Source organism: Streptomyces sp. NPDC054796 (genome assembly GCF_053611545.1).
In genome coordinates this window covers 166522-190996 of the sequence record NZ_JBSHAO010000012.1, presented here as the reverse complement: position 1 = coordinate 190996, position 24475 = coordinate 166522, and the positions used below count along the sequence as shown (strand labels likewise).

The window sequence follows — 24475 nt, the reverse complement described above, 5'->3', positions numbered from 1 at the left end:
CCACCGCCGCCGTGGACCAGGACGCGGTCGCCCTCGGTCACGCCGCCCAGGTCGACGAGGCCCTGCCACGCCGTCAGCCCGACGACCGGCAGCGCCGACGCCTCGGCGTGCGAGAGCGAAGCGGGCTTGCGCGCCAGGTGCAGCGCCGGTGCCGGTACGAACTCGGCGTACGCGTTCGCCGCCCGCGGGAACAGCGGCATCCCGAACACCTCGTCGCCGGGCCTGAACCGCCACGTCTGCGACTCCTCGACCACGCCGCTGATGTCCCAGCCGAGGACGAACGGCGGCCGGCCGAGCATCGGAGGGAACTCGCCGGAGCGCAGGAGCGCCTCCAGCGGGTTCAGCCCGACCGCCTTGACGCGGACGAGGACCTCGGTCGGGAGGGGCCGGGGCTGGGGCGCGTCCACGATGGTGAGCGCTTCGGGACCGCCGAGCGTCCGCTGGGTGATGACTCGCATGATTCTCCTGGCTCGGAAACCTGGCTGTGAAAGGGGGGAGAACCCAAGCTATGTTCCCGAAAGGAACCAGCAGGTACCTTTGCTGGTCATGAGCGGTTTCGGGCCCGGTGGCCCCTTCCTCGCCGACTGCCCTGCGCGGCTGGCGGTCGAGCTGATCGCCGACACGCCTACGCCGAGGCGCCGCCCCGCGTCGAGTACGAACTCACCCCGCTCGGGGGAACGCTGATCGGTCCGATCCCGAACCGGTCGCCCAAGACGGCTGAGGCCCCCGCCAGGGCAGCGGCCAGTGACGCACGGCTCCGGCCGACGGCACGCGGGCCGGAGCGCCCCTGGCTACTGGCGGCTCGCGCCCAGCTCGAAGAGCAGAAAGAAGAAGAACGCGATCAGGTGCCCGGCCACCAGGTAGACGAACAGCCTGACCGCGAGGCTGCGCGGGATGCGGCTCTCCTCGTTCATCCGCGACGCGGCCGGTACGGCGGACGCTATGTGCGGGCCCTGTTCGCCGGGAGGCGGCCCGTGCTGCTCGGTATCCATGGCGGTGACCTGGCCTTTCACGGGGTACGGGAGCCCTGCCCGCCGACGCACAGCTCGGTGGCCGTGCTGCGCAGCAGGGTGTGGACGAAGAGGAGGTCGGCGCCCTCGGGCGTGGCCGCCGAGATGCGGTGCGGGGTGGTGGAGTCGAAGTGCGCCGAGTCCCCGGGCCCGAGCACATGCCTGGCCTCGCCCAGCGCCAGCCGCAGCCGCCCGCCGAGCACGTACAGCCACTCCTCGCCGGGGTGGACCCGCACCAGGTCGCCCTGGGCGCCCTGCGGGACGTGCACGCGCAGCGGCTGCATCGCCCGGCCCTGACGGCCCGCCTGCCAGTACGTCCAGCCGCCCGCCTCCGTCGGCTCGCTCTCGTCCGCGCGCAGCACCGGGCGGTGCCCCGGCAGGGTCTCGCCGAGCAGTTCGGAGACGGTCGTGCCGTAGCAGCGGGACAGCTCCAGCAGCACGGGCAGCGAGGGCTGGCGCTGGCCGGTCTCCAGACGGGACAGATACGCGGGTGACAGGCCCGCCCTGCCCGCGGCCGTCTCCAGGGTCAGTCCGGCGGCCCTTCGCAGGTCACGCAGCTGTGGGGCGACCGCCGACAGCTCGTCGGGGAGGCCGCTGGATTCAGGGCTCATGCTTCCGATTGAGCCAGAGACCTGCCTGCTGGGCAATTTTCTTGCCTCAGAGGCAAAAATCCCCGACGCCACGCACGCCCGGTGCGCTCCCGGCCGCTACCGCGCCGCGACGGCCTGCTTCACCAGCGTACGGCCGAAGTCCCACAGCAGACCGCCCCCGCTGTGCGCCTCGTCCATGAGCTGGGTGAAGGCGTCCACGAAGCGCTCGACCTCGCGCTCGCCGATGATCAGGGGCGGGATCAGCTTGATCACCTCCAGCTCGTCGCCCGAGACCTGCGTCAGGATGCGGTGCCGCTGGAAGAGCGGCACCACCACCATCTGCGCGAACAGCCCCTTGCGTGCCGCCTGGAGCATGGTCCAGCGCCCGCGCAGCCCCAGCGACTTGGGCCTGCCGAACTCGATGCCGATCATCAGGCCCCTGCCGCGTACGTCGTGCAGCAGCTCGTAACGGTCCACCAGCGCAGCCAGCCGCTCCCGCAGCAGCTCGCCCGTGCGGCGCGCGTTGCCCGTCAGGTCCTCGTCCTCCATGACCGCGAGGGTCGCCAGGCCCGCGGCCATGGCCTGCGCGTTCGCGCCGAAGCTGGCCGAGTGGACGAGGACGCGGTCCATGGACGAGTAGACCTTCTTGAAGATCCACTCCTTGCCGAGGGTCGCGCTGACCGGTACGTAGCCGCCCGAGAGCGCCTTGGCGACGCACACCAGGTCGGGGTCGACCCCCTCCTCGTGCTGGTACGCGAAGAAGTCGCCGGTGCGCCCGAGCCCCGTCTGCACCTCGTCGGCGATGAGCAGGGCGCCGTGCCGGTGGAGCAGTTCGCGGGCCGCGCGCAGATACCCGGGGGGCGCCTCGTGCACGCCCTTGCCCTGGACCGGCTCGACGACCAGGGCCGCCACGTCGCCCCTGCGCAGCTCCCTCTCCAGGGCCGCCAGGTCGCCCAGCGGCACGGCGGTGTCCGGCAGCAGCGGCCCGAACCCCTTGCGGAAACCCTCCTCGCCGTTGACGGAGAGGGAGCCGGTGGTGAGCCCGTGGAAGGCGTGGTCGCAGTAGAGGATCCTGGGCCGCCCCGTGGCGCGGCGGGCGAACTTCAGCGCCGTCTCCACGGCCTCCGTGCCGCTGTTGCCGAAGAAGACCCGGTCGAGCCCCGGCGCGTGGGCGAGCAGCTTCTCGGCGAGCAGCCCCGGCAGGGGCGGGCAGTCGAAACGGGTGAGGTCGGCGAGCGAGGCGTCGAGCACGTCGTGGAGTGCCTGCCGTACGACGGGGTGGTGGCGGCCCAGGCCCATGACGCCGAAGCCCGCGAGCATGTCGAGGTAGTCGCGGCCTTCGGCGTCGTAGAAGTAGGCGCCCTCGGCACGCGTGTAGGTCTTGTCGAAGCCGATGGTGTGCAGCATGCGGGGCAACTGGTGGTTCAGGTGCCTGGCGTGCAGCTCGTAGCGCTCGTCGGCGCGCTCCGCGAGGAGCCTGGGCAGATCGAAGTCGGTCACGCGGTGCTCTCCTCGCTCGTTCTCGCGCTCCCCCTGGTGCCCTTGGCGCTCCTGGCGCTCTCCTGTGGGCTTCCGCCATTACGGGACGCGTTCGTACGGGACCCGGCCGCGCGCGCCGGCGCCGACGCGCGGGCCAGCGTCGTGGCCACGCTGCCCGCGATCTCGGCGGGGGTGAGCCCGATGTCGGCCAGGATCTCGCCGCGTTTGGCGTGGGCCAGGAAACGTGCGGGGATGCCCAGCGCGCACACCGGCACCCGCACCTCCGCGTCGCGCAACGCCTGCGCCACGGCCGAACCGACGCCCCCCGCACGGCAGTTGTCCTCGACGACGGCGACGGCCCGGTAGTGCCGCGCCAGCTCCGGGAGCGTCGCGTCCACGGGCTTGACCCACCTCGGGTCGACGACCGTGACGCCCAGCCCCCGCTCCTCCAGCAGCGCCGCCGCCTCCAGACAGGCGGGCGCCAGCGCGCCGACCGAGACCAGCAGCACGTCGTGCCCCTGACCCTCGGGCACCTCGCGCAGCACGTCCATGCCGCCGGCCGTGCGCAGCGCGGGCACGGGCTCCCCCACCGTCTCCTTGGGGAAGCGCACCACCGTCGGCGCGTCGTCCACCTCGACGGCCTCGCGCAGTTCGGCGCGCAGCGTGTCCGCGTCGCGGGGTGCCGCGATGCGCAGCCCCGGGACGACCTGGAGCAACGACATGTCCCACATGCCGTGGTGCGAGGGTCCGTCGGGCCCGGTGATCCCGGCGCGGTCGAGGACGAAGGTGACCCCGCAGCGGTGCAGGGCCACGTCCATCAGCACCTGGTCGAAGGCGCGGTTCAGGAAGGTGGCGTAGACGGCGACGACCGGGTGCAGCCCGCCCGCCGCCATGCCGGCAGCCGAGACAGCCGCGTGCTGCTCGGCGATGCCCACGTCGTGGACACGCTCCGGGTACGCGGCGGCGAACGGGCTCAGCCCCACCGGGTCGAGCATCGCCGCCGTGACGGCGACGAGATCGGGCCGCTCGGCCCCCAGCCGCACCATCTCCGCGCCGAACACGGAGGTCCAGGAGGGTCCGGCGGCCGGGCCGACCGGTGCGCAGGTGGCGGGGTCCATCCGGCCGACGGTGTGGAAGCGGTCGGTCTCGTCCGCGAGCGCGGGCTCGTAGCCGCGGCCCTTCTCGGTGCGGCAGTGCACCAGGACGGGGCCGCGGAAGCGCTTGGCGCGGCGCAGGGCCGACTCGACGGCGGCGATGTCGTGCCCGTCGACGGGCCCGACGTACTTGAGCCCCAGGTCCTCGAACATGCCCTGGGGCGCCACCGCGTCCTTGAGGCCCTTCTTCGCTCCGTGCAGGGACTCGTAGAGCGGCCTGCCGACGAGGGGCGTGGCCTGGAGCACGTCCTTGCCCCAGGCCAGCACGCGCTCGTACTCGTTGGTCGTGCGCAGCGTCGCCAGGTGGTCGGCGAGGCCGCCGATGGTCGGCGCGTAGGAGCGCTCGTTGTCGTTGACGACGATGACGAGGGGGCGGTCGTCGGCCGCCGCGATGTTGTTGAGGGCCTCCCAGGCCATGCCGCCCGTGAGCGCGCCGTCGCCGGTCACCGCCACCACGTGCCGCTCGCGCCCGCACAGGCCGTCCGCCTTGGCCAGCCCGTCGGCCCAGCCCAGCACGGTGGAGGCGTGGCTGTTCTCGATGACGTCGTGCTCCGACTCCTCGCGCGAGGGGTAACCGGAGAGGCCGCCCTTGCCCTTGAGCTTGGAGAAGTCCTGCCTGCCCGTCAGCAGCTTGTGCACATAGGACTGGTGCCCGGTGTCCCACAGGATGCGGTCGGCGGGCGAGTCGAAGACCCGGTGCAGGGCGATGGTCAGCTCGACCACGCCCAGGTTCGGCCCCAGGTGGCCACCGGTGCGCGAGACCGCCTGGACGAGGAACTCGCGGATCTCACCCGCGAGTTCGTCCAGGTCGGCGATGGACAGTGCGTCGAGATCCCGTGGCCCTCTGATGCTCTCCAGCAAGGACATGGTCCGGCCCCCCTCTGGCCTCTGGCTGTTCGCGTTCGGCTGTCGGCTACTTGGCGCTGCTGACGGTCTCCTTCGCGGCCCGGATCGACTCCTTGAGGGAGCCCATGGTGGCGAGGACGGCGGTCGGCTCATAACCGCAGTGCGCCATGCAGTTCGCGCACCGGGGGTCCTTGCCGCGCCCGTACGCGCTCCAGTCGGTCTCCTCGATCAGCTCCTTGTACGTGGGCACATAGCCGTCGCTCATCAGGTAGCAGGGGCGCTGCCAGCCGAAGAGGGAGTAGTTGGGGATGGCCCAGGCCGTGCACGCGAAGTCGGCCTTGCCCTCCAGGAAGTCGAGGAAGAGCGGGCTGTGGTTGAGCCGCCAGCGGCCCCGGTTCCCGCCCGCGAACGCTTTCTTGAACAGCTCGCGGGTCTGCTCCACGCCGAGGAAGTGCTCCTGGTCCGGCGCCTTCTCGTAGGCGTAGGCCGGGGAGATCATCATCTCGTCGACCTTGAGGTCGTCGTTGAGGTAGTTCAGCACCTCGATGACGGTCTGCGGCGTGTCGGTGTTGAAGAAGGTGGAGTTGGTGGTGACGCGGAAGCCGCGCCGCTTTGCCTCCTTCATCGCCTCCACCGCCTCGTCGAAGACGCCCTCCTTGGCCACGGACTCGTCGTGGCGCTCGCGCAGCCCGTCGATGTGCACGGCGAAGGCGAAGTAGGGAGACGGGGTGAACTCGTCCATCTTCTTGCGCATCAGCATCGCGTTGGTGCACAGGAAGACGAACTTCTTCCTCGCCACGAGCTGCCGGACGATCTCGCCGATCTGCGGGTGCATCAGCGGTTCGCCGCCCGCGATGGAGACCATCGGGGCACCGGACTCCAGCACGGCGCCGACGGCCTGCGCGACGGGCATGCGCTGCTTGAGCACCCCGGCCGGGTGCTGGATCTTGCCGCAGCCCTCGCACTTGAGGTTGCAGGCGTACAGCGGTTCCAGCTCGACGATCAGGGGGAACTTCTCACGGCGGCGGAGCTTCTGCTGGAAGAGATAGGTGCCGATACGCACGGTCTGGCGGAGGGGCATGGCCATTTCTCGCTCACCTCCAGGGGAGCAGCAAGGATCGGTGCCATTCGAGGAACGCGGGCAGGACACCGTGAAGAACACGGAATGCCGATATTCCACCTCGCAGTGTCCCAATCCGGACAAGCTCATGGCCGGGGGCGTCCACCACCACCCGTACGGCGGCAAGCGGACGCGCCCCGGCGGGTGCGGGAGCGACGGGCGCGATGTGCTCAGCGGGCGCGGAGGAGGCCGGGGAGGCCCGGGAAGCGGCGGGACCACCCGGCCTGCCCCTGCCCGGAGCGCCCGGCCCGCCGGGCCCGGCCTGTACGGCGGAAGCGGCGGAAGCGGCGGAAGCGGCGGCCAGCGTGGCGGCCGACTCCATGTCCACGGCGACGGCCCCCGTGGCGGCCCTCAGCTCTTCGCGCGCCGCGCCGCGCACCACGTGGCCCGAACCCGCGAGCAGGCCCGTGTGCACCGCCCCGAGGCCCTCCAGGGCTGCGGCGAGCGCGGCCGTGCCCGTGCACGCGGTGCTGCCCGCGGAGTCCGGGCCCTCAGAGGTGTCCGGGGCGTCCAGGGTGCCGTCGGCCACGACCAGGTCGCCGGGGTGCATGCCGGGCACGAGCCCGGCGCAGAAGCCGGTGGCCACGACGGCGGTACGGCCCGGCACCGGCTCGCCGCGCAGCGCGGCGGCCACGGCGGCGCCCGCGGCCTGCGGGCCCATCCCCGTCCGCAGGAGGGTGACGGCGGCGCCCGCGCGCTGCGCGGCACCGCGCAGCGCGAGCCGCTCGATGCCCAGCGCGCAGGCGACCAGCAGCGGATCCGGCGAAGCGGCCCCCGGGGTGCCGGAGGCCCCGGGGGCGCCCCGCACGTCCGGCGCGCCCTCCGGAACCGGACCCCGCGCCGCGCCCATCAGGATTCCCGGGGTACGAGTCCGTCGCCGTGCAGATAGCGGCCCAGCGCGGTGACGGGGAAGACCATCCGGTACAGGTGGTAGTTGATCGAGAAGTCCCAGGGGAAGCCCGTCCCCGTGAAGTAGGGCTCGTCCCAGGAGCCGTCCTCGCACTGCGTCCGCGCGAGCCAGCCGATCGCGCGTCCGACGGCGGGCGACTCCCGCTCACCGGCCGCGAGCAGTGCGAGCAGCGCCCAGGCGGTCTGCGAAGCGGTGGACGCGCCGCGTCCCGCCCAGTCGGCCTCGCGGTAGGAGCGCTGGTCCTCGCCCCAGCCGCCGTCCTCGTTCTGCACGCTCTCCAGCCAGGCCACGGCGCGCCGGATCGCGGGGTGCGAGGCGGGCAGCCCGGCGGCGGCGAGCGCGGGGACGACCGAGCCGGTGCCGTAGAGGTAGTTGGTGCCCCAGCGGCCGAACCAGGAGCCGTCGGCCTCCTGCGCGGCGAGGAGCCAGGCGATGGCCTTGCGGCAGCGCGGGTCGTGCTGCCTGCCCTCGGCCGCGAGCATCTCCACCACGTGCGCGGTGACGTCGGCGGACGGCGGGTCGATGACCTCGCCGAAGTCGCAGAAGGGGAGGCGGTTGGGGAAGGGGCTGGTGTTGTCGACGTCGAAGGCGGCCCAGGAGCCGTCGCGCGACTGCATGCCGAAGGTCCAGCGCACGGCCCGCTCGACGGCGCCGTCGAGCCGTACCGGGTCCTGATGGCGCACGCGGCGCAGCGCGAGGGCGACCTCGGCGGTGTCGTCGATGTCGGGGTAGTTGTCGTTGTGGAACTCGAACGCCCAGCCGCCGGGCGGGAGTTGGGGTCTGCGCACGGCCCAGTCCCCGGCCCGTACGATCTCCTCGCCCAGCATCCAGTCGGCGGCCTTGACCAGCGCGGGGTGGTCGCGGGGCAGCCCGGCGTCGGCGAGCGCGATGGTGGCCAGGCAGGTGTCCCAGACCGGGGACTGGCACGCCTCGACCATGCGGCTGCCGTCGTCCTTCCAGACGGCGAAGCGGTCCAGGGACTCCAGTCCGGCGCGCATGACGGGGTGGTCGAGGTCGTAGCCGAGGAGGCGCAGCGCGATCAGCGAGTAGACGGCGGGGGGCTGGATGCCGCCCCAGCAGCCGTCGTTCTCCTGCCGCTCGATGATCCAGCGCGACGCGTCCCGCAGCGCGGCGCGCCGCAGCCTGCGGGAGCCGACCTTGCGGTAGGCGTGCAGCGCGCGGTCCAGCCGCTGGAAGACCCCGTCCCAGCTCGTGACGGGGGCCATGGGTCGCGCCGGGCCCGGCCGCGCGGGATCGCGGTGCAGCTCGTCCAGGGCGAAGGGCGCGGCGCGCACGGGGCGCTTCGCCGAGACGACGGTCAGCGGGACGATGGTCTGGCGGGCCCAGCAGCCGAAGTCGTAGATGTTGAGCGGGAACCACTTGGGGAGGTAGATCAGCTCGGGCGGCAGCTCCGGCAGGTCCTCCCAGCGCCACCAGCCGAAGAGCGCCAGCCAGATGCGGGTGAAGACGCGGCTCGCGGCGACCCCGCCCCGCTCTCTGACCCACCGCGAGGCGCGCTCCATGTGCGGCTCGCCGGGCGCGTCCCCGGCGAGCCGGAGCGCGACGTACGCCTCGATGGTGGTCGAGAGGTCGCCAGGACCGCCGTGGAAGGTGGCCCAGGTGCCGTCCTCGCGCTGCTGCGCGCGGACGAAGCGGGCCGCGGCCTCGGTGGTGGCCTCGTCGCGGATGCCGAGGAACTCGCGCAGCAGCAGGTCCTCGGCGTCCATGGTGACGTTGGTCTCCAGATCGCCCTTCCACCAGCCCGCCTCGTCCTGACGGGCCAGCAGATGCTCGACGGCGCGCGCCGTGACGCGCGCCGCGAGGGCTTCGGGGCCGTCCGGGTCCGCGGCGTCCGGACTCTGCCCCTCCCCCGGGTGCTTCGTGGCGGAGAGCGCGCGTGGGCCCACGGACCCGGTGCTGCCGTCTGTGGTGGCTGTCATCGCTTCCCCTTCCGATGTGTCCGAAGTTAGCGAGTTTGCCCCCTGCTTCACGGTCGGGCCAGCCACTTGTGGGCCGTTTGCGCGACGGGGTCCTACCGCTGTCGTACGACCACGAAGTCCGCCAGCGCCACGAGCTGGTCGCGCACGTGCCCCGGCATGTCCACGGTGTTCAGCGCGGCGATGGCGGTGGTGTGCTGCCGCTGTGCTTCCTGGGACGTCCACTCGCGCCCGCCCGCCTGCTCGATGAGCGCGGCACGCGCGGCGAACTCCGCCTCGTCGAAGTCCTCGAACTCCGCCTGGCTCTTCTTCGCGTCGGCCGTCATCAGCTCGGCCAGCCGCCGGGAGGCGGGGCCCTCCGCGGCGAGCGCGGCGACGACGGGCAGGGACTTCTTGCGCTGCCGCAGATCGCTCCAGGTCTGCTTGCCCGTGGCGTCCGGGTCGCCCCAGATGCCGAGCAGGTCGTCGACGGCCTGGAAGGCGAGGCCCAGGTGGTAGCCGTAGGACTCCAGCGCGTCGGCCGTACGGTCGTCGGCGCCGCCGAGCACCGCGCCGATGGAGACGGCGCAGGCGAGCAGGGCACCCGTCTTGTTGCCCTCCATCTCCAGGCACTCCTCGACGGTGACCCGCTCGCGGTGCTCGTAGGAGATGTCCTGGGCCTGCCCGTCGATGAGCTTGCGGGTGGCGGTGGTGAGACGGCGGGTGGCGCGGCCCGCCTCCGCCGTGCCCAGCTCCAGCAGTATCTCGTTGGCCAGCGCGAAGAGCGCGTCCCCGACGAGGATGGCCTGCGCGGGGCCGTGGACCTTCCAGACGGTGTCGCGGTGGCGGCGCTGTTCGTCACCGTCCATCAGATCGTCGTGCAGCAGCGAGAAGTTGTGCACCAGCTCGACGGCGACGGCGCCCGGCAGCCCCGTCTCCGGGGAAGCGCCCGCGGCCTCGGCGGAGAGCAGCGCCAGCGCGGGGCGTACGGCCTTGCCGCCGTCGCCCTCGGAGGGGCGGCCCGCGGCGTCGATCCAGCCGAAGTGGTAGGCCGCGACGGTGTCCATCGGCTTGGCCAGCCGGTCGACGGCGGCGCGCAGCACCGGCGTCGCGAGCGTGCGCCCGCGCTCCAGCAGCGCCTTCACGCTCGCGTTGTCGACGACGGTGCGCTCGTTCGCCGTGGTCACAGGTTCTCCCTCACGTTCTGTGCTGGCCGTGCTCGCCTTGCCCGCTGTGCTGGCCGTGCTGCTCGCTGCCTCGATGGGGCTGTCGATGGTCATGCCACCGCCCTTCCTTCCGTGCCGGGCACCGGGTCGTCGTCGTGCGGTCTGCCCAAGGCCGTGAGGGCTTCCCTGGCGGCGGTCGCCCCACTGCGTACAGCGCTCTCCATAGTTGCCGGCCAGCCAGTATCGGTCCACGCGCCCGCGAGGAAGACACCGGGCACCCCCGTGCGGGCCCCAGGGCGCAGCCGTCCCACTCCGGGGGACGGTGCGAAGGTGGCGGTGCGTTCGCGGGTGACGAAGAAGTCCCGCACCGTCGCACCTCGTGCCGCGGGCAGGAGCCTCTCCAGTTCGGGGAGATAGCGCTCGCGCAAGACTGCCACGGGCCGGTCGATCTCGTCACCGGCCGCCGACTGTGACAGGGCAAGGTACTGGCCGCTCGTGAGGCCGGAGGGAGCGGTGCGGTCGAAGACCCACTGGACGGGGCTGCCGAGGGCGGCGAAGAAGGGCCGCCGCAGCACCTTACGGTCGTAGATGACGTGGACGTTGAGGATCGGCGCCGTGCCGATCTCCAGCAGGCTGCCGGGGTTCACGAGCGCGCCCTCGGGCAGCAGCCCGTGCGCCTCGGTCTGCGGTACGGCCAGGACGACGCCGTCCGCCTCGTGCTCCTCGACGGGCCCGCCGCCGCTCTCGACGCCGACCCGCCAGCCCCCGACCGGCCCTGGCGCCGGCACGAGGGAGCGGGCGCGGCTCTGGAGGAGGACGCGCACGCCCGCCTTGTCGAGCGCGGCACGCGCGAGGGTGTCGTGGATGTCGCCGAGCGGCACGCGCGAGACGCCGATGTCGGCGGCGCCCGGCTCTGAGAGCAGCCCGGTCTTGAAGACCATGGCGGCGAGGCCCATGGAGGCGTACGGGGCGCGGGCGTTGAGGGTGGCGGTGCCCACCAGGTCCCACAGCGCCTCGATGGCCCGCTCGGACTGGCCGTGCCGGTGCAGCCAGGTGGCGAAGTCGATGCCGTCGAGCGCCGGGTCGGCCGGATCGAGCCCCTTGAGCGCGAGTGCGGCGCGCCCGACGGCGGCGCGCTCGGCCAGCGAGAGGTGCGGGTAGGAGGCGAGGCTCGCGGCGAGGTGGAGCGGGACGGGCAGCGCGGTGCGCCGGAGCCTGCCGAGCCGTGGGCGCTCCGGTGCGACGTCGAGTACGGGGACGTCCATCCGGCGCTGCACGGGGGCCAGGTCCGCGCCGCCGACGCGGTCGAGGAACCAGGTGTAGGCGGTGCAGCAGCGCAGGTGCACATGCTGTCCGTTGTCGATGGTCAGGGTGCCCTCGGGCGTGTTGCGCCGGAACGAGAAGGCGAGCCCGCCCAGCCGTCTGCGGGTCTCGACGAGGGTGACCTCGACCCCCGCGTCGGCGAGCCGCAGGGCCGCCGTGGTGCCCGCGATGCCGCCGCCGATGACGACGGCCCGGCGCCGTCCGCCGCTGCCGGGACCACTGCCGGGGGGACCGGCCCCGGGCTCTGGGCGGTTCATGTGCTCACGCTCCTCCTGGCGGCCTGCCGGGCGTCGAGGCCCGAGAGGCCGCGGACAGCGACGTACGCCTTCTCCCTTCCGGGCAGCGAGACCCGCTCCCGCAGGATGGCGTGGGGGTCGGCGGCGATGCGGTCGAGGAGGCGGTGGTAGATCCCCGCCATGGCCGCGACGCAGGCGCCTGAGCGGCGGTCGAGCATGGGCAGCAGCTTGTACCCCTCGGTGAACAGGGCGCGTGCGCGCCGGACTTCGAAGTGCACCAGTCCCGCGAAATCCGCTCCGGGCGGCGGGGTGTCGGTGTGGAATCCCGCCGCGCAGCCGAATTTCTCAAGATCCTCCCGGGGCAGGTACGTACGTCCGTTGTCAGCGTCTTCCCGCACATCGCGGAGAATATTGGTGAGTTGGAGCGCAAGGCCGAGTGTGTCGGCGTACTCCGGGGCGTGCGCCGTGTTGCGTGCGCCTGGTGCAGTACCGAACACCCCCAACGACAGCCGACCGATCGCCCCCGCGACGCAGCGGCAGTAGGCCCTGAGATCGTCCCAGGTCTCGTACTCGGCGCCGCGCACATCCATCAGCACGCCGTCGATCAGTTCGTCGAGCCCGCCGAGCGGCAGCGGGTACCGGCGCGCGGCGTCGCTGAGCGCGACGGCGACGGGGTCGGTGTCGTCCTCGTCGACGCGGCACTCGGCGATCCGGGCGAGGAGCCCCCTGGTCTCCTCCAGCCGGGACTTCTTCGCCGCCGCGTCCAGGGCGCCGTCGCCGATGTCGTCGACGCGCCGGGAGAAGGCGTAGAGCGCGGACATCGCCTGGCGCTTGCCGGTCGGCAGCAGCCGGATGCCGTAGGCGAAGTTGCGGGCCTGCGCTCCGGTGACGGCTTCGCAGTAGCTGTAGGCCGCCGCCACGGCAGGGGGCAGCTTCGCTGCCGGCCGGGCTCTGTCCACGGTCGGGTCACCCCTCTCTTCGCAGTGTCGCGACCACTTCGAGGAGGAGGCCGCGCTTGGTGGGCCGGGGAGGGCAGGCCAGCACGTCGTAGCGCGCTTCGCGCAGGGCCCGTACGACCGCGCGGCCGCCACCGGTGAACCCCGCGAGCAGGAGGCGGAGCCTGCCGCGCACGCTGTGCGTCAGCGGAACGCCCCGCTCCAGCAGCCGCTCGGCGCGCTCGGCCTCGAAGGCCACGAGCGTGCGCACGGCGGCGCCCGCGCTCGGCGCCGCGAGGTCCTTCTCGGTCACGCCGAAGCGGTCCATGTCCTCGGCGGGGAGATAGATCCGGTCACGGCCGAGGTCCTCGGCGACGTCCTGGAGGTGTTCGACGACCTGGAGGGCTGTGCAGACGGCGTCGGAGTGCCGCACGCGCTCGGGTGTGGCGGTGCCGGTGATGGCCAGAACGAGCCGCCCGACGGGGTTCGCCGACAGCTCGCAGTAGGCCAGCAGTTCGTCGTACGTCGCGTAACGGCGGACCTTCTGGTCCTGGCGGTTGGCCTCGATCAGCCCGAGGAACGGCTCGGGGGTGAGGCCGTGGCGGCGCACGGTGGGGACCAGGGCACGCAGGAGGGGGTGGCCGGGCGGGGCGACGGCGGCGCCGGGCGCGGGCGCGGGCCCCGGTGCGGGTCCGGGGGGCGCGGGGGCGCCGACGGGTGCGGCGGAGGGGGCCGTCGCGCCGGTGTGTCCGAAGACGCGGCGCAGGTCTGCCTCGAAGGCGTCGAGCATCGCGAGCCGGTCCCCCGCCTGCCCGGGGGCGACCCCGAGGAGCGCCGCGTCGTGGCCGCCGGGGGCGAGGTCGCCGTCGCCGATGTCGTCGACGAGGCGCGCGAAGCCGTAGACGGCCATCAGATCGTCGCGCCACTCGCGCGGCAGGAACCACGGGGCGACGGGGAAGTTCTCGCGCGCGGCCTTGGCGAGTACGGCGCGCGTCTGCGCGTCGGCATCCGCGGTCACCGCGTACTGCCCGTAGCCATTGCCGTCACATCTCCGTTTCTACACTGCCGACACAGAACATCCCTTTTCGGACACGCCGCGCGAATCGGTCTTGCGAAATGATCAATGACAAGGCATGACACAGGCATCTTGACGCGACATGACGTGATTCAGCACTCGCACAGCTTACGCCGTACATCAATCGTCTGTACGAGCCGGGAGAGTTGAGAACAGGTCAAGGTGCGGTAAGCCCGGCAATGGTCACGGAGAGGGCGTGTTCGACCACCCCGTCGATCTGTTCGGGTGCCAGCCCGGAGAGCGGACCGTCGAGGAAGAGCATGGCCAGACCGTGCGTCATCCCCCAGGCCGTGATCTCGGCACCGGGCCTGCGGTCCGCGGGCATCAGGCCGCACGCCACCAGGTCGTCCATGGCCTGCACCAGCAGCCCGAAGGAGCTGAACTCCCACCCCTCACCCGAGGCGAAGTCCGGGAGCCCGGTGGCCGTCGGGCCCGACTCCCCGGTCAACGGCTCATGACAGAAGGCCGCGCGGAAGAGGCCGGGCTCCGCGCGTGCGAAGGCGACATAGCCGTGCCCCATGACGCGCACGCGCCGCACGACCTCGGCGGGATCGGGAGCGCCGGAGGCGCCCTCGCCCTCGTCTCGACCCCCGCCCCCACCCTCCGGCTCGCCCATGGACTGCGCCATGAACTCGGCCAGCCGCCACTGCCCGCGCTCCTTGACCGCGTGGAGCAGCTCGGCCTGCCCGGCGAAGTGCCGGTAGGCGGCCGTGGGCGAGACGCCCACGCGGCGCGCGGCGGCACGCAGCACCACGGCCTCGGGGCCGCCCTCGCGGGCGAGTGCCGTGGCGGCTTCGGTCAGCGCGTTGCGCAGGTCGCCGTGGTGGTAGCCCGCCTTGCCCGCCGCACCCGCCTGCGCCGACCCGGCGCCCCTGGCGGAAGTGGTGGAAGCGGAGCCGGAGCCCTCGTCGTCGCCGGGCCCGGGGGTCGCACTGGTCTTCGCCTGCATGCCTCCATCCTGCCCGATGTTGACAGCATTAACATCCCCTGCGACAGTCCATGTTGACACCGTAAACATCGCGGCGCCGCGCACCTTCGCCGTGTCTTCTCGCCGTGCGCAGACCCAGGGGGAAACCACCGTGCTCCGACGTATCGCAGAGCTGACCTTGCGCAGGGCACGGGCCCTGCTGCTGCTCACCCTTCTCGCCGTGGCCGTCATGGGCGCCGTGGGCTTCGGCGCCTTCGGCAAGCTCCAGGGCGGCGGCTTCGAAGACCCGGACGCGCCGTCGAGCCGCGCCCAGACGCTGATCGACGAGAAGTTCGGCGGCGACCACAACCTCGTCCTGCTGGTACGCGCCGACGAAGGCGGCCTCCGCTCCCCCGCCGCCGAGCGCGCCGGCCGCGAGCTGACCTCGGGGCTCAAGGGCGAGGCCCAGGTCACCCGTGTCTCCTCGTACTGGGACAGGGGCGGCGCCGCGCTCACCTCCAAGGACGGCACCCAGGCCCTGGTGCTGGCCCATGTGAAGGGCGACAGCACCACCGTCAGCGAGCACGCCGAGGACGTCACCCGGAAGTGGGCGGGCGACAGGGGCGCCCTCACCGTCCGGGCAGGCGGGCCCGCCGCGCTCAACAACGACGTCACCCAGCAGGTCTCCGGCGACCTCGCCGTCGCCGAGGCCATCGCCGTGCCCGTCACCCTGATCCTGCTCGTCATCGCCTTCGGCAGCTTCGTCGCAGCGCTGCTGCCGCTGGCCATCGGACTGATCGCGATCCTCGGCACCTTCGCCGAGCTGTACCTGCTGGGCAGCGTCACCGACGTCTCCGTCTTCGCCGTCAACCTCACCACCGCGCTCGGCCTCGGGCTCGGCATCGACTACGGGCTGCTGCTGGTGAGCCGGTTCCGCGAGCGCCTGTCCGAGGGCGACGAGGTGCCCGACGCGCTGCGCACGACGGTGCGCACGGCGGGCCGCACCATCGCCTTCTCGGCAGCCACCGTGGTCGCCGCGCTCGCCGCGCTGCTGCTCTTCCCGCAGTTCTTCCTGCGCTCCTTCGCCTACGCCGGGATCGGCGTCGTGGCCATCGCCGCCGTCGCCGCGCTCGTCGTCGTCCCCGCACTGCTCGCCGTGCTGGGGCACCGCGTCAACGCGGGCCGCCTCCCGTGGGCCGACGCCGTCCGCAAGCCCGAAGCGCCGCTGTGGGGCCGCCTCGCGCGCACCGTCATGCGGCGCCCCGCGCTCACCGCGCTGCCCGTACTGGCCGTGCTGCTGCTCGCCGCGAGCCCGCTGCTGGGCGCGTCCTTCGGCACCCCCGACGAGCGGGTGCTGCCCGAGGCAGCCGAGAGCCGCCAGGTGTCGACGGCGCTGCGCGAGGACTTCGCCGTTAGCGACACGGACGCGGTCCGCGTCGTCACCACGGGCCCGGTCGCGAAGGGTCCGCTGGCCGCGTACGCCGAGCGGCTCTCCCGGCTCGACGGCGTCACCCGCGTCCAGGCCGCCACCGGCACGTACACCGACGGGCGCGCCGCGCGCCCCGGGCCAGCGGAGGCCGCGCTCGGGCGCGAGGACGCACAGCTCCTGACCGTCACCACAGGTCTTGAGCCCAAGTCAGGCGCGGCGCAGGACCTGGTCGGGACCGTGCGCGACGTCCCGGCGCCCGGCGGCACCGAGGCGCTCGTCGGCGGCACGGACGCGCAGCTCGTCGACTCCAAGCGCTCGATCGGCGACCGGCTGCCGCTCGCGGTCGGCATGGTCGTCGTCACCACGTTCGCGCTGCTCTTCCTCTTCACCGGCAGCGTCGTGCAGCCGCTGCGGGCCCTCGCGCTGAACACGGTGAGCCTGACCGCCGCCATCGGGGCCATGGTCTGGATCTTCCAGGACGGCCATCTCTCGTCCGTGCTGGGCTTCACGCCGATGCCGATGGACACCTCGATGACGGTGCTGATGTTCTGCATCGTCTTCGGCCTGTCCATGGACTACGAGGTCTTCGTGACCAGCCGCATCAAGGAGCTGCACGAGTCGGGCGCCGACAACCGCACCGCCGTCGTCCACGGGCTCTCGCGCACCGGGCGGATCGTGACCATGGCGGCGGGTCTGCTGGCCGTCAGCTTCTTCGCCTTCGCCACCAGCGGCGTCAGCTTCCTCCAGATGTTCGGGCTCGGCAGCGGCCTGGCCATCCTCATCGACGCGGTCGCGGTGCGCGGTGTGCTGGTGCCCGCCGCGATGCGGCTGCTGGGGCGCTCCGCCTGGTACGCGCCGAAGGCGCTGCGGCGGCTGCACGCGCGCGTCGGCCTGGACGAGTCAGTGCCTGCCGGGAACGAGGCCGACGGGCGAGACCCCAGGGACGCGGAGAGGGAGCGCACCCCCGCCGGGGTCTGAGCGGGCCCCGCACCACGCACGGCGGCCGATCCTGGACGGGGGTCCGGATCGGCCGCTGTGTGCGTGACGTGGGAAACGAGGGAAGGGGGCGCCTCGGACGGCGCCCCCGCCTGCTTGCCTACTTGCCCGTGAACTTCTCGTACTCCTTGAGGACTTCCTCCGTCGGGCCGTCCATCTTCAGCTCGCCGCGCTCCAGCCACAGGACCCGCTCGCAGGTGTCGCGGATCGACTTGTTGTTGTGGCTGACGAGGAAGACGGTGCCCGCCTCCTTGCGCAGCTCGCGAATGCGGGCCTCGGAGCGCTTCTGGAACTTCTTGTCGCCCGTCGCCAGCGCCTCGTCGATCATGAGCACGTCGTGGTCCTTGGCCGCGGCGATGGAGAAGCGCAGCCGCGCCGCCATGCCAGAGGAGTACGTGCGCATCGGAAGGGTGCTGAAGTCGCCCTTCTCGTTGATGCCGGAGAACTCGATGATCTTCTCGGCCCGCTCGTCGATCTCCTCGCGGGTCATGCCCATCGCGAGGCCGCCGAGCACGACGTTGCGCTCGCCGGTGAGGTCGTTCATGAGGGCCGCGTTCACGCCCAGCAGCGAGGGCTGCCCGTGGCTGTAGACGTGCCCGGACTCGGCGGGCAGCAGCCCGGCGATGGCACGCAGCAGCGTGGACTTGCCGGATCCGTTGGTGCCGATGAGGCCGATCGCCTGACCTCTGTACGCCGTGAAGCTGACGCCCTTGACCGCGTGCACCTCGCGGATGCCGCCGCCGCCCGGCTTGCGCCGGACGATGCGGTTGAGGGCCGCGGTGGCGCTGCCCCTGCCCTTGGCGCCGCCGTAGACGCGGTAGACGATGTGCAGATCCTCGGCGATGACGGTCGGGACCCACGGCTCCTGCGGCGCCCGGTCCTGCGGGGCCTGCTCGACGGCGCTCTGCCCGGCCTTCTCCGTTTGCTCAGCCACGGCCATAACGCTCCTCCGCCTTCCAGAAGAATACAAATCCGCCGATGCCCACGAGCAGCCCCCAGCCCAGGGCCAGCGCCCACACGTGCGGCGGGAGGTCGGCGCTGGTGTAGCCGTCGATGAAGGCGAACCGCATCAGGTCCATGTAGACCGCGGCGGGGTTGGCCTGGAGGATGTCGACGAGCCACGGCGAGGCGCCGGCGCGCTCCTTCAGCATGTGCTCCAGCGGGAACATCACGCCGGAGGCGTACATCCACGTCCGCATCACGAACGGCATGAGCTGCGCCAGGTCGGGCGTCTTGCTGCCCATCCTGGCCATGATCAGGGCCATGCCCGTGTTGAAGAGGAACTGGCAGGCGAGCGCGGGGAGCACCAGCAGCCAGGACCACTGGGGGAGCTGGCCGAAGCCGAAGAGGATGACGACCAGCACGATCATCGAGTACAGGAGCTGCTGGAGCTGCTGGAGCGAGATGGAGATCGGCAGCGAGGCGCGCGGGAAGTGCAGCGCCCGCACCAGGCCGAGGTTCCCCGAGATCGCCCGGACGCCGTTGAGCACGGAGGTCTGGGTGAAGGTGAAGACGAAGACGCCCGTCACCAGGAAGGGGACGTAGTTCTCCTTGCCGCCGGGTGTACCGTCACGGCCGCCCAGCAGGACGCCGAAGATGAAGTAGTAGACCGCGGCGTTCAGCAGGGGCGTGGCCACCTGCCAGAGCTGGCCGAGCTTCGCCTGGCTGTACTGGGCCGTCAGCTTGGCCCGGGAGAAGGCGAGGATGAAATGCCGCCGCGCCCAGAGCTGGCGTACATAGGCGGGCAGCGAGGGTCGCGCCCCGCTCACCGTCAGGCCGTACTTGGCCGCGAGTTCGGCCTGGGACAGACGGTCGTCCGGTGATGGCGGAGGCGTCACGCCGACCGCACCGCCGTGCGTTGTCTCGGTCACGTTGGAAACTTTCGTCCTCACACTGCGCAGGTGTACCTGGGGACTGATGCTCTCAGGGTCGAGCTTGTCAGATCACGGGAGGGCGGCCCAGTCGGGTCAGCCGCCATACCGTACGCCACCGCATCGGCCTGCGAGGACCGCAGGCCGAGGTCCAGCCCTCCTTGAAGCCGCCCAGCCATGCCCGCAGCGCGGGGCGCGAGGGCCGCCTCGCCAGCGTCAGCAGCAGCCAGACGCCGAGGTAGACGGGGACGAGGGGGGCCGGGAGGTTGCGGCGGGCGAGCCAGACGCGGTTGCGGGCGACCATGCGGTGGTAGACCGCGTGCCGGCTCGGCGCGGTGGTGGGGTGGTACAGCACCATGTCCGCGCGGTAGTCGATCGCCCAGCCCGCGTCGAGCGCGCGCCAGGCGAGGTCGGTCTCCTCGTGGGCGTAGAAGAAGTCGTCGGGCAGGCCGCCGACCTCGGCGAACACCCTCGTGCGCACCGCGTTCGCGCCGCCGAGGAAGGTGGTGACACGGGAGGAGCGCATCGGGTCAGCGGCCCGCAGCCGGGGCACGTGGCGCCGCTGGGTCTCCCCCGTGTCGGGGTCGGCGATGCGGAAGCTGATGATGCCCAGCTTCGGGTTGGCGGCGAACGCCTCCCGCACGAGCGCCGCGGTGTCGCCGTTCGGCAGCAGCCCGTCGTCGTCGAGGAAGAGCAGCGCGTCCACCTCGGCGCCCGAGGGGCCGAACTGCTCGATCCCGACATTGCGGCCACCGGGGATGCCGAGATTTTCCGGAAGCTCGACCGTCCGTACACCTTCGGGCAACTCCGGCAGCGGCGCGCCGTTACCCACCACGACAACCTCGACCGGGTCGCCCTCCTGCTTGGCGACGGAGTCGAGCAGGGCGCGCAGCTCCTCGGGGCGGTTGCCCATGGTGAGGATGACGGCTCCCAGCTTCATCGGCCGCTCTCCCTCCGTCACTTGAGCCTGCTGGAGGCGAGGATGGACACCAGATGCAGCAGCGTCTGGAGGACGGCGATGCCCGCGAGGACGGCGACGCCGAGGCGCGAGAAGAACAGGTCGCCCCGCACCGTGTCGGCGACCGCCAGCGCGACGATCAGGAAGGACGCCTCGATGCCCAGGACCAGCCGGTGGAACTTCAGCGCCGCCGCGGCCTTGCGTGCCAGCGCCATGCCGGACGAGCGCAGCTCCGACGCCTCCTCCTTCACCGGCGGCAGCCCGCTCTGGTGACGGGCGACGCCGACGAGGTCGGACTCCGCCTTGATCATGATGGCGCCGAGCGCGGCGAGCGTCCCGAGGAACGCCCACAGCCAGTCGATCCTGCCGTCGCCCCACACATCGGCGGCGCGCAGGCCGAAGCCGACGAGCAGCGCGGCGTCGCACAGGTAGGCGCCGACGCGGTCCAGGTAGACGCCGCCCATCGAGAACTGCTTCTTCCAGCGGGCCACCTCGCCGTCGACGCAGTCGAGCAGCAGATAGAGCTGGACCATCAGCCAGCCGAGGACCGCGCCGCCGATCCCCGGGACCAGCAGCGCCGGTCCCGAGAGCACGCCTGCGACGGTCATCACGTACGTGAGCTGATTGGGCGTGACCCTGGTGTTCACCAGGTGCCGGTCCACACGCAGGGAGATCTCCCGCATGTAGAGCCGGCCCGCCCAGTGCTCGCCGCTGCGTCGGTCCTTCACCCCGGCGGGGTGAACGACCGGCCGCAGCTCAGCTACCGATGGCTTCTGCATAGTCCGCGTACGCGTCCCTGATCTGGTCGGTGGACAGGTCGAGGTGTTCCAGGATCGTGTAGCGCCCTGGCCGGGTCTGCGGCGCGTACTCGACGACCTTCACGAACTCCTCGACGGAGAAGCCGATTTCGGCGGGCAGGACGGGCAGGCCGTGGCGCCGCAGCACCTCCACCATCAGATGCGCCGTCTCCTTGTCCCCGCGCAGGAACGTGGCGAACGCGGCGCCCATGCCGCACTGCTCGCCGTGGCTCGCCGCGCGCTTCGGGTAGAGGAGGTCGAAGGCGTGGTTGATCTCGTGGCAGGCGCCGGAGGCCGGGCGGCTGTCCCCGGCGACCGACATCGAGATGCCCGTGAGCACCAGGCCCTCGGCGAGCACCTGGAGGAAGGCGTCGTCGCCGACGCCTCCGGGGTGCCGCAGCACGGCCTCGCCCGCCTGCCTGGCCATGGCGGCTGCCAGGCCGTCGATGTCCTCGCCGCGCGTCTCGTGTGCCAGCTCCCAGTCCCGGACGGCCGAGATGTTGGAGATGGCGTCGCCGATGCCGGAGCGCACGAAGCGGACCGGGGCCTCGCGGATGACGTCGAGGTCGATGACGACCGCTATCGGGTTGGGCACGCCGTAGGAACCGCGGCCCGCGTCGTTGTCGAGCGTCGCGACGGGCGAGCAGAGACCGTCGTGCGAGAGGTTCGTGGCGACGGCGACCAGCGGGAGGCCGATGCGCGCCGCTGCGAACTTCGCACAGTCGATGATCTTGCCGCCGCCGAGGCCCACGACCGCGTCGTAGCGCCCGGTCTTCATCGCGTCGGCGAGCTTGATCGCGTCGTCGATGGTGCCGCCGCCGACCTCGTACCAGTCGGCGTTGGGCAGCTCGGGCGCGAACCGCTCGCGCAGGGCGGCGCCTGAGCCGCCGCTGATGGCGAAGGCGAGCTTGCCGTTGGAGGAGATCCGCTGATCGGCCAACAGGCCCGCCAGGTCGTCCAGGGCGCCGCGGCTGATGTCGACGACGACCGGGGACGGGATGAGGCGGGTCAGTACCGGCACGTGATCTCCCTGCCCTTGGCGAGGTCGTCGTGGTTGTCGATCTCGACCCAGTCGACGTCGCCGATCGGCGCGGTGTCGATCTTGAAGCCGCGGTTGACCAGCTCCTGGTAGCCGTTCTCGTAGAACTCCTGCGGGTCCCGCTCGAAGACGGCCTTCAGCGCGTCGGCCAGCTCCTCGGCGGCCTCGGGCTCGATGAGGGTGAGGCCGATGTACTCGCCGGACGCCTCGGCCGGGTCCATCTTCTTGGTGATGCGCTGGACGCCCTTCTCGGGGTCCACGACGACCTTCATCTCCTCGTCGGCGAGGTCCTTGACCGTGTCGAGGGCGAGGATGATCTTCTGGCCGTTGCCGCGCGCGTCCAGGAGGGTCTTCTCCACGGAGACGGGGTGCACGGTGTCACCGTTGGCGAGCAGGGCACCCTGCTTGATGACCTCGCGGGCACACCAGAGGGAGTAGGCGTTGTTCCACTCCTCGGCCTTGTCGTTGTCGATGAGGGTGAGCTTGACGCCGTACTTCTGCTCCAGCGCTTCCTTGCGCTCGTAGACGGCCTCCTTGCGGTACCCGACGACGACGGCGACGTCGGTCAGGCCGACCTCGGCGAAGTTGGCGAGGGTGTAGTCGAGGACGCTCTTGGGCTCCTCGCCCTCCAGCTCCGGGCCCACCGGCACCAGGGCCTTGGGGAGGGTGTCGGTGTAGGGACGCAGACGCCGTCCGGCGCCGGCGGCCAGCACGAGGCCGATCATGCGGGTTCTCCTGTTTCGTCGTGTACGGCGGGTGCGGATGAGGACACCCAGAAACGGATGCTCTCGATGAGCACCGCGACCGCGATGACCACGGCGAACGCGGTCAGCGCGATGGTGAAGCTGCGGTCGGAGTGCGCGAGACCGCCCAGCCAGAGGGCGGCGGCGAACGTGACCAGCAGGGTCCGTCCCTCGTGCCCCCCGATCGACCGCACCAGCCACTGCGGCGGGGCGCCGGTGCCACCGCGGATGCGGTAGACCGTGTCGTAGTGATGGTAGGCGACGGCCGCCACCAGCCCGAAAGCCGCGGGCAAGGCGCCGTTCACCCCCGAGCGGGCGGCGATGACAAGGATCGTGGTGTATTCCGCGATACGGAAGAGGGGCGGCGCGAGCCAGTCGAGCGTGCCCTTGAGGGGGCGCGCGACGGCGAGCCCGGCCAGGAGCGCGTAGCCGAGCGCGGCCACGCAGACCCAGAGGCTGCCCAGCGGGGCCCACAGCGCCGCGGCGAGCAGCCCCGCCGTGCCGAGGAGCGCGACGGCGGGGACGCCGAAGCCCCCGAGCCGCACCCGCCCGAACGCGGCGGCGAAGCCCTGCGCGAGGGGGCCGCTGTCCGTCAGCTCGGCCAGGGCCAGCGCCGCGCGGTCCGTACGGCGCGCCCTGCGCGTCAGCGAGCGCAGCAGACGGCCCGCCGTGGTGTAGCAGGCGGCCAGGGCGCAGCCGGCGATGAGGACGATCAGGGTGACGCGCGGGGTGGTGCAGGCGGTGAGGACGGCGATCAGCGCCCAGCGCTCGCCGATCGGCAGCACGATCATGCGCCGCAGCCAGACGGTCCAGCCGACGCTGTCGAGCTTCCCGGAGAGCGCGGCGGTGGGGCTGGTGTTGGCGTCGGCGTCGTGGTTCGCCTCGTTGAAGGCGAAGTCGATGACGTGCCGCGCGGTCTGGAGCACCATCGCGCCGAGCGCCAGGGCCCATACGTCGTCCCCGCCGCGGGCCGCGCCCAGGGCGAGGCCCGCGTAGTACGCGTACTCCTTGGCCCGGTCGAAGGTGGCGTCCAGCCAGGCGCCGAGGGTGGAGTACTGGAGGTCGTAGCGGGCGAGCTGTCCGTCGGTCGCGTCCAGCACGAAGGAGGCGAGCAGCAGGACACCGGCCGCGACGAAGCCGCCGCGCTCGCCCGTGGCCGCGCAGGCGGCGGCGAGCAGAGCGGTGAGCAGGGAGGCGGTGGTGACCTGGTTCGGGGTGAGGCCGCGGCGGGCGCACCAGCGCGCGAGGTAGCGGGAGTAGGGGCTGACGCAGAAGGTGGTGAAGAAGCCGTCGCGGGCCTTCACCGCCGAGCGCAGCCGTACGGACTCGTCGTCCACCGCTTCCACGGCCCGGTGTGCCTCGGCGCGCGCGTCCTCGCTGTCGGGGACGGCGGCGACGAGGACGCCCAGGTCAGGGCGGTGCACGGCCGTCCCCCCGTCCTCCAGGAGGGCGCCGAGGGTGTCGGGCAGCGCGCGGACGGCGGTGGCGGCCTCGCCGGGGGTGCCGGAGGTGCCGGGGTGCTCGGGGGCGCCGACGGGCTCCGGGGTGCCCTGCCCTGCGGCGTCCGCGAGGGCGCCGGCCAGCGCGGCGCGGGCCTCCGGCTGGGCCGTGAGCGCTCCGGGGACGGCTGCGGCGGGGAAGCGGGGGTCGGTCAGCGCGAGGCGGAGGCTGTGCACGTGTCCCACGAAGCGCGGGTCCACGAGCGCGACCCGCTCCCGCGCGGGGACGGCGGCCAGCTCGGCGGCCACTCCGGCGGCGTCGTCCGCCACGCGCACGTCGAAGCCGAGCGACCGCAGGCCGCCTTCGAGCGACGACCCTGCGACCGGCGGACCGGTGAGAATGGCGGTCGACAGACGAACTCACTCCTTGGAAGCTGACATGTCCGCGGAGCCGGGCCCTGGGAGTGGCCGGGCAGCGGTCAGGGTGCGCCATCGCCCGTTCGAGGGGCGGGCGGCACGTCGGCAGAGGCTATCGG

General features: G+C 72.4%; 21 protein-coding genes and 1 pseudogene. 2 read left to right on the top strand and 20 right to left on the bottom strand.

Annotated features, from left to right (window positions below; all coding sequences use genetic code 11):
- Positions 1-458 (bottom strand): NADP-dependent oxidoreductase (locus tag ACWGJ2_RS13385; RefSeq protein WP_453346183.1); only part of this gene is annotated, 458 nt, incomplete at its 3' end.
- Between the two features lie 88 nt (positions 459-546).
- Here ACWGJ2_RS13385 and ACWGJ2_RS13380 point away from each other — a divergent pair.
- Positions 547-695 (top strand): annotated as a pseudogene (locus ACWGJ2_RS13380) (winged helix-turn-helix transcriptional regulator); the annotation flags it as partial.
- A gap of 96 nt (positions 696-791) precedes the next feature.
- Here the strand turns inward: ACWGJ2_RS13380 and ACWGJ2_RS13375 are convergent.
- From ACWGJ2_RS13375 to ACWGJ2_RS13320, 12 genes are all read right to left on the bottom strand, one after another.
- A complete protein-coding gene (locus ACWGJ2_RS13375) occupies positions 792-992 on the bottom strand; it encodes a DUF6126 family protein (RefSeq protein WP_453346182.1) in 201 nt (66 codons plus the stop codon).
- Between the two features lie 17 nt (positions 993-1009).
- Positions 1010-1621, bottom strand: coding sequence for a helix-turn-helix domain-containing protein (locus tag ACWGJ2_RS13370; RefSeq protein WP_453346181.1), 612 nt, complete (start codon positions 1619-1621; stop codon positions 1010-1012).
- Between the two features lie 96 nt (positions 1622-1717).
- The gene (locus tag ACWGJ2_RS13365) at positions 1718-3100 is read right to left on the bottom strand and encodes an aspartate aminotransferase family protein (protein WP_453346180.1); all 1383 of its coding nucleotides are present in this window, start codon (positions 3098-3100) and stop codon (positions 1718-1720) included.
- Positions 3097-5100, bottom strand: coding sequence for a 1-deoxy-D-xylulose-5-phosphate synthase (gene dxs / locus ACWGJ2_RS13360; RefSeq protein ID WP_453346179.1), 2004 nt, complete (start codon positions 5098-5100; stop codon positions 3097-3099). The genes ACWGJ2_RS13365 and dxs overlap by 4 nt, the downstream gene beginning before the upstream one ends.
- A gap of 46 nt (positions 5101-5146) precedes the next feature.
- On the bottom strand, positions 5147-6166 hold the full coding sequence (gene hpnH, locus ACWGJ2_RS13355) for an adenosyl-hopene transferase HpnH (protein ID WP_453346178.1): 1020 nt from the start codon (positions 6164-6166) through the stop codon (positions 5147-5149).
- A 7-nt stretch (positions 6167-6173) separates the two neighbouring features.
- The gene (locus tag ACWGJ2_RS13350; RefSeq protein WP_453346177.1) at positions 6174-7049 is read right to left on the bottom strand and encodes a phosphorylase family protein; all 876 of its coding nucleotides are present in this window, start codon (positions 7047-7049) and stop codon (positions 6174-6176) included.
- Positions 7049-9049, bottom strand: a complete 2001-nt coding sequence (gene shc, locus ACWGJ2_RS13345; RefSeq protein WP_453346176.1) for a squalene--hopene cyclase — start codon at positions 9047-9049, stop codon at positions 7049-7051. Before shc ends, ACWGJ2_RS13350 begins: the two co-directional genes overlap by 1 nt.
- A 92-nt stretch (positions 9050-9141) precedes the next feature.
- Positions 9142-10305 carry a polyprenyl synthetase family protein gene (locus tag ACWGJ2_RS13340; protein ID WP_453346175.1) on the bottom strand — a complete coding sequence of 388 codons (1164 nt, stop codon included), beginning with the start codon at positions 10303-10305 and terminating at the stop codon, positions 9142-9144.
- Positions 10302-11771 carry a hydroxysqualene dehydroxylase HpnE gene (gene hpnE, locus ACWGJ2_RS13335; RefSeq protein ID WP_453346174.1) on the bottom strand — a complete coding sequence of 490 codons (1470 nt, stop codon included), beginning with the start codon at positions 11769-11771 and terminating at the stop codon, positions 10302-10304. Before hpnE ends, ACWGJ2_RS13340 begins: the two co-directional genes overlap by 4 nt.
- On the bottom strand, positions 11768-12709 hold the full coding sequence (hpnD, locus tag ACWGJ2_RS13330; RefSeq protein WP_453346173.1) for a presqualene diphosphate synthase HpnD: 942 nt from the start codon (positions 12707-12709) through the stop codon (positions 11768-11770). The genes hpnE and hpnD overlap by 4 nt, the downstream gene beginning before the upstream one ends.
- A gap of 7 nt (positions 12710-12716) precedes the next feature.
- Positions 12717-13703 (bottom strand): squalene synthase HpnC, encoded by a 987-nt coding sequence (gene hpnC / locus ACWGJ2_RS13325; protein ID WP_453346172.1) that lies wholly within the window; start codon positions 13701-13703, stop codon positions 12717-12719.
- Positions 13704-13917: 214 nt separating this feature from the next.
- Complete coding sequence (locus ACWGJ2_RS13320; protein ID WP_453346171.1) at positions 13918-14709, bottom strand: TetR/AcrR family transcriptional regulator; 792 nt, start codon at positions 14707-14709, stop codon at positions 13918-13920.
- A 130-nt stretch (positions 14710-14839) separates the two neighbouring features.
- Here ACWGJ2_RS13320 and ACWGJ2_RS13315 point away from each other — a divergent pair, with 130 nt between their 5' ends.
- A complete protein-coding gene (locus ACWGJ2_RS13315; protein WP_453346170.1) occupies positions 14840-17074 on the top strand; it encodes an MMPL family transporter in 2235 nt (744 codons plus the stop codon).
- Between the two features lie 118 nt (positions 17075-17192).
- Here ACWGJ2_RS13315 and ACWGJ2_RS13310 read toward each other — a convergent pair whose 3' ends face one another.
- The 7 genes from ACWGJ2_RS13310 to ACWGJ2_RS13280 form a co-directional block, all read right to left on the bottom strand.
- Positions 17193-18032 (bottom strand): ABC transporter ATP-binding protein, encoded by an 840-nt coding sequence (locus tag ACWGJ2_RS13310; protein WP_453346169.1) that lies wholly within the window; start codon positions 18030-18032, stop codon positions 17193-17195.
- A complete protein-coding gene (locus tag ACWGJ2_RS13305) occupies positions 18019-18963 on the bottom strand; it encodes an ABC transporter permease (RefSeq protein ID WP_453346168.1) in 945 nt (314 codons plus the stop codon). The genes ACWGJ2_RS13310 and ACWGJ2_RS13305 overlap by 14 nt, the downstream gene beginning before the upstream one ends.
- 67 nt (positions 18964-19030) lie before the next feature.
- Positions 19031-19903 carry a glycosyltransferase family 2 protein gene (locus tag ACWGJ2_RS13300; RefSeq protein WP_453346167.1) on the bottom strand — a complete coding sequence of 291 codons (873 nt, stop codon included), beginning with the start codon at positions 19901-19903 and terminating at the stop codon, positions 19031-19033.
- A gap of 17 nt (positions 19904-19920) precedes the next feature.
- Positions 19921-20700: a CDP-alcohol phosphatidyltransferase family protein gene (locus ACWGJ2_RS13295; RefSeq protein WP_453346166.1), complete on the bottom strand. Its 780-nt coding sequence runs from the start codon at positions 20698-20700 to the stop codon at positions 19921-19923.
- Positions 20678-21739 carry an iron-containing alcohol dehydrogenase family protein gene (locus ACWGJ2_RS13290; RefSeq protein WP_453346165.1) on the bottom strand — a complete coding sequence of 354 codons (1062 nt, stop codon included), beginning with the start codon at positions 21737-21739 and terminating at the stop codon, positions 20678-20680. Before ACWGJ2_RS13290 ends, ACWGJ2_RS13295 begins: the two co-directional genes overlap by 23 nt.
- Positions 21727-22482, bottom strand: a complete 756-nt coding sequence (locus tag ACWGJ2_RS13285) for a phosphocholine cytidylyltransferase family protein (protein WP_453346164.1) — start codon at positions 22480-22482, stop codon at positions 21727-21729. Before ACWGJ2_RS13285 ends, ACWGJ2_RS13290 begins: the two co-directional genes overlap by 13 nt.
- The gene (locus ACWGJ2_RS13280) at positions 22479-24353 is read right to left on the bottom strand and encodes a DUF5941 domain-containing protein (protein WP_453346191.1); all 1875 of its coding nucleotides are present in this window, start codon (positions 24351-24353) and stop codon (positions 22479-22481) included. Before ACWGJ2_RS13280 ends, ACWGJ2_RS13285 begins: the two co-directional genes overlap by 4 nt.
- Positions 24354-24475 lie beyond the last annotated feature (122 nt).

What these genes read in the sequence shown, in the direction of transcription:
- ACWGJ2_RS13375 (WP_453346182.1), bottom strand. Translation starts at nt 992, where the DNA reads ATGGATACCGAGCAGCACGGGCCGCCTCCCGGCGAACAGGGCCCGCAC.
- ACWGJ2_RS13370 (WP_453346181.1), bottom strand. Translation starts at nt 1,621, where the DNA reads ATGAGCCCTGAATCCAGCGGCCTCCCCGACGAGCTGTCGGCGGTCGCC.
- dxs (WP_453346179.1), bottom strand. Translation starts at nt 5,100, where the DNA reads ATGTCCTTGCTGGAGAGCATCAGAGGGCCACGGGATCTCGACGCACTG.
- hpnH (WP_453346178.1), bottom strand. Translation starts at nt 6,166, where the DNA reads ATGGCCATGCCCCTCCGCCAGACCGTGCGTATCGGCACCTATCTCTTC.
- ACWGJ2_RS13350 (WP_453346177.1), bottom strand. Translation starts at nt 7,049, where the DNA reads ATGGGCGCGGCGCGGGGTCCGGTTCCGGAGGGCGCGCCGGACGTGCGG.
- shc (WP_453346176.1), bottom strand. Translation starts at nt 9,049, where the DNA reads ATGACAGCCACCACAGACGGCAGCACCGGGTCCGTGGGCCCACGCGCG.
- ACWGJ2_RS13340 (WP_453346175.1), bottom strand. Translation starts at nt 10,305, where the DNA reads ATGACCATCGACAGCCCCATCGAGGCAGCGAGCAGCACGGCCAGCACA.
- hpnE (WP_453346174.1), bottom strand. Translation starts at nt 11,771, where the DNA reads ATGAACCGCCCAGAGCCCGGGGCCGGTCCCCCCGGCAGTGGTCCCGGC.
- ACWGJ2_RS13320 (WP_453346171.1), bottom strand. Translation starts at nt 14,709, where the DNA reads ATGCAGGCGAAGACCAGTGCGACCCCCGGGCCCGGCGACGACGAGGGC.
- ACWGJ2_RS13310 (WP_453346169.1), bottom strand. Translation starts at nt 18,032, where the DNA reads ATGGCCGTGGCTGAGCAAACGGAGAAGGCCGGGCAGAGCGCCGTCGAG.
- ACWGJ2_RS13300 (WP_453346167.1), bottom strand. Translation starts at nt 19,903, where the DNA reads ATGAAGCTGGGAGCCGTCATCCTCACCATGGGCAACCGCCCCGAGGAG.
- ACWGJ2_RS13295 (WP_453346166.1), bottom strand. Translation starts at nt 20,700, where the DNA reads ATGCAGAAGCCATCGGTAGCTGAGCTGCGGCCGGTCGTTCACCCCGCC.
- ACWGJ2_RS13285 (WP_453346164.1), bottom strand. Translation starts at nt 22,482, where the DNA reads ATGATCGGCCTCGTGCTGGCCGCCGGCGCCGGACGGCGTCTGCGTCCC.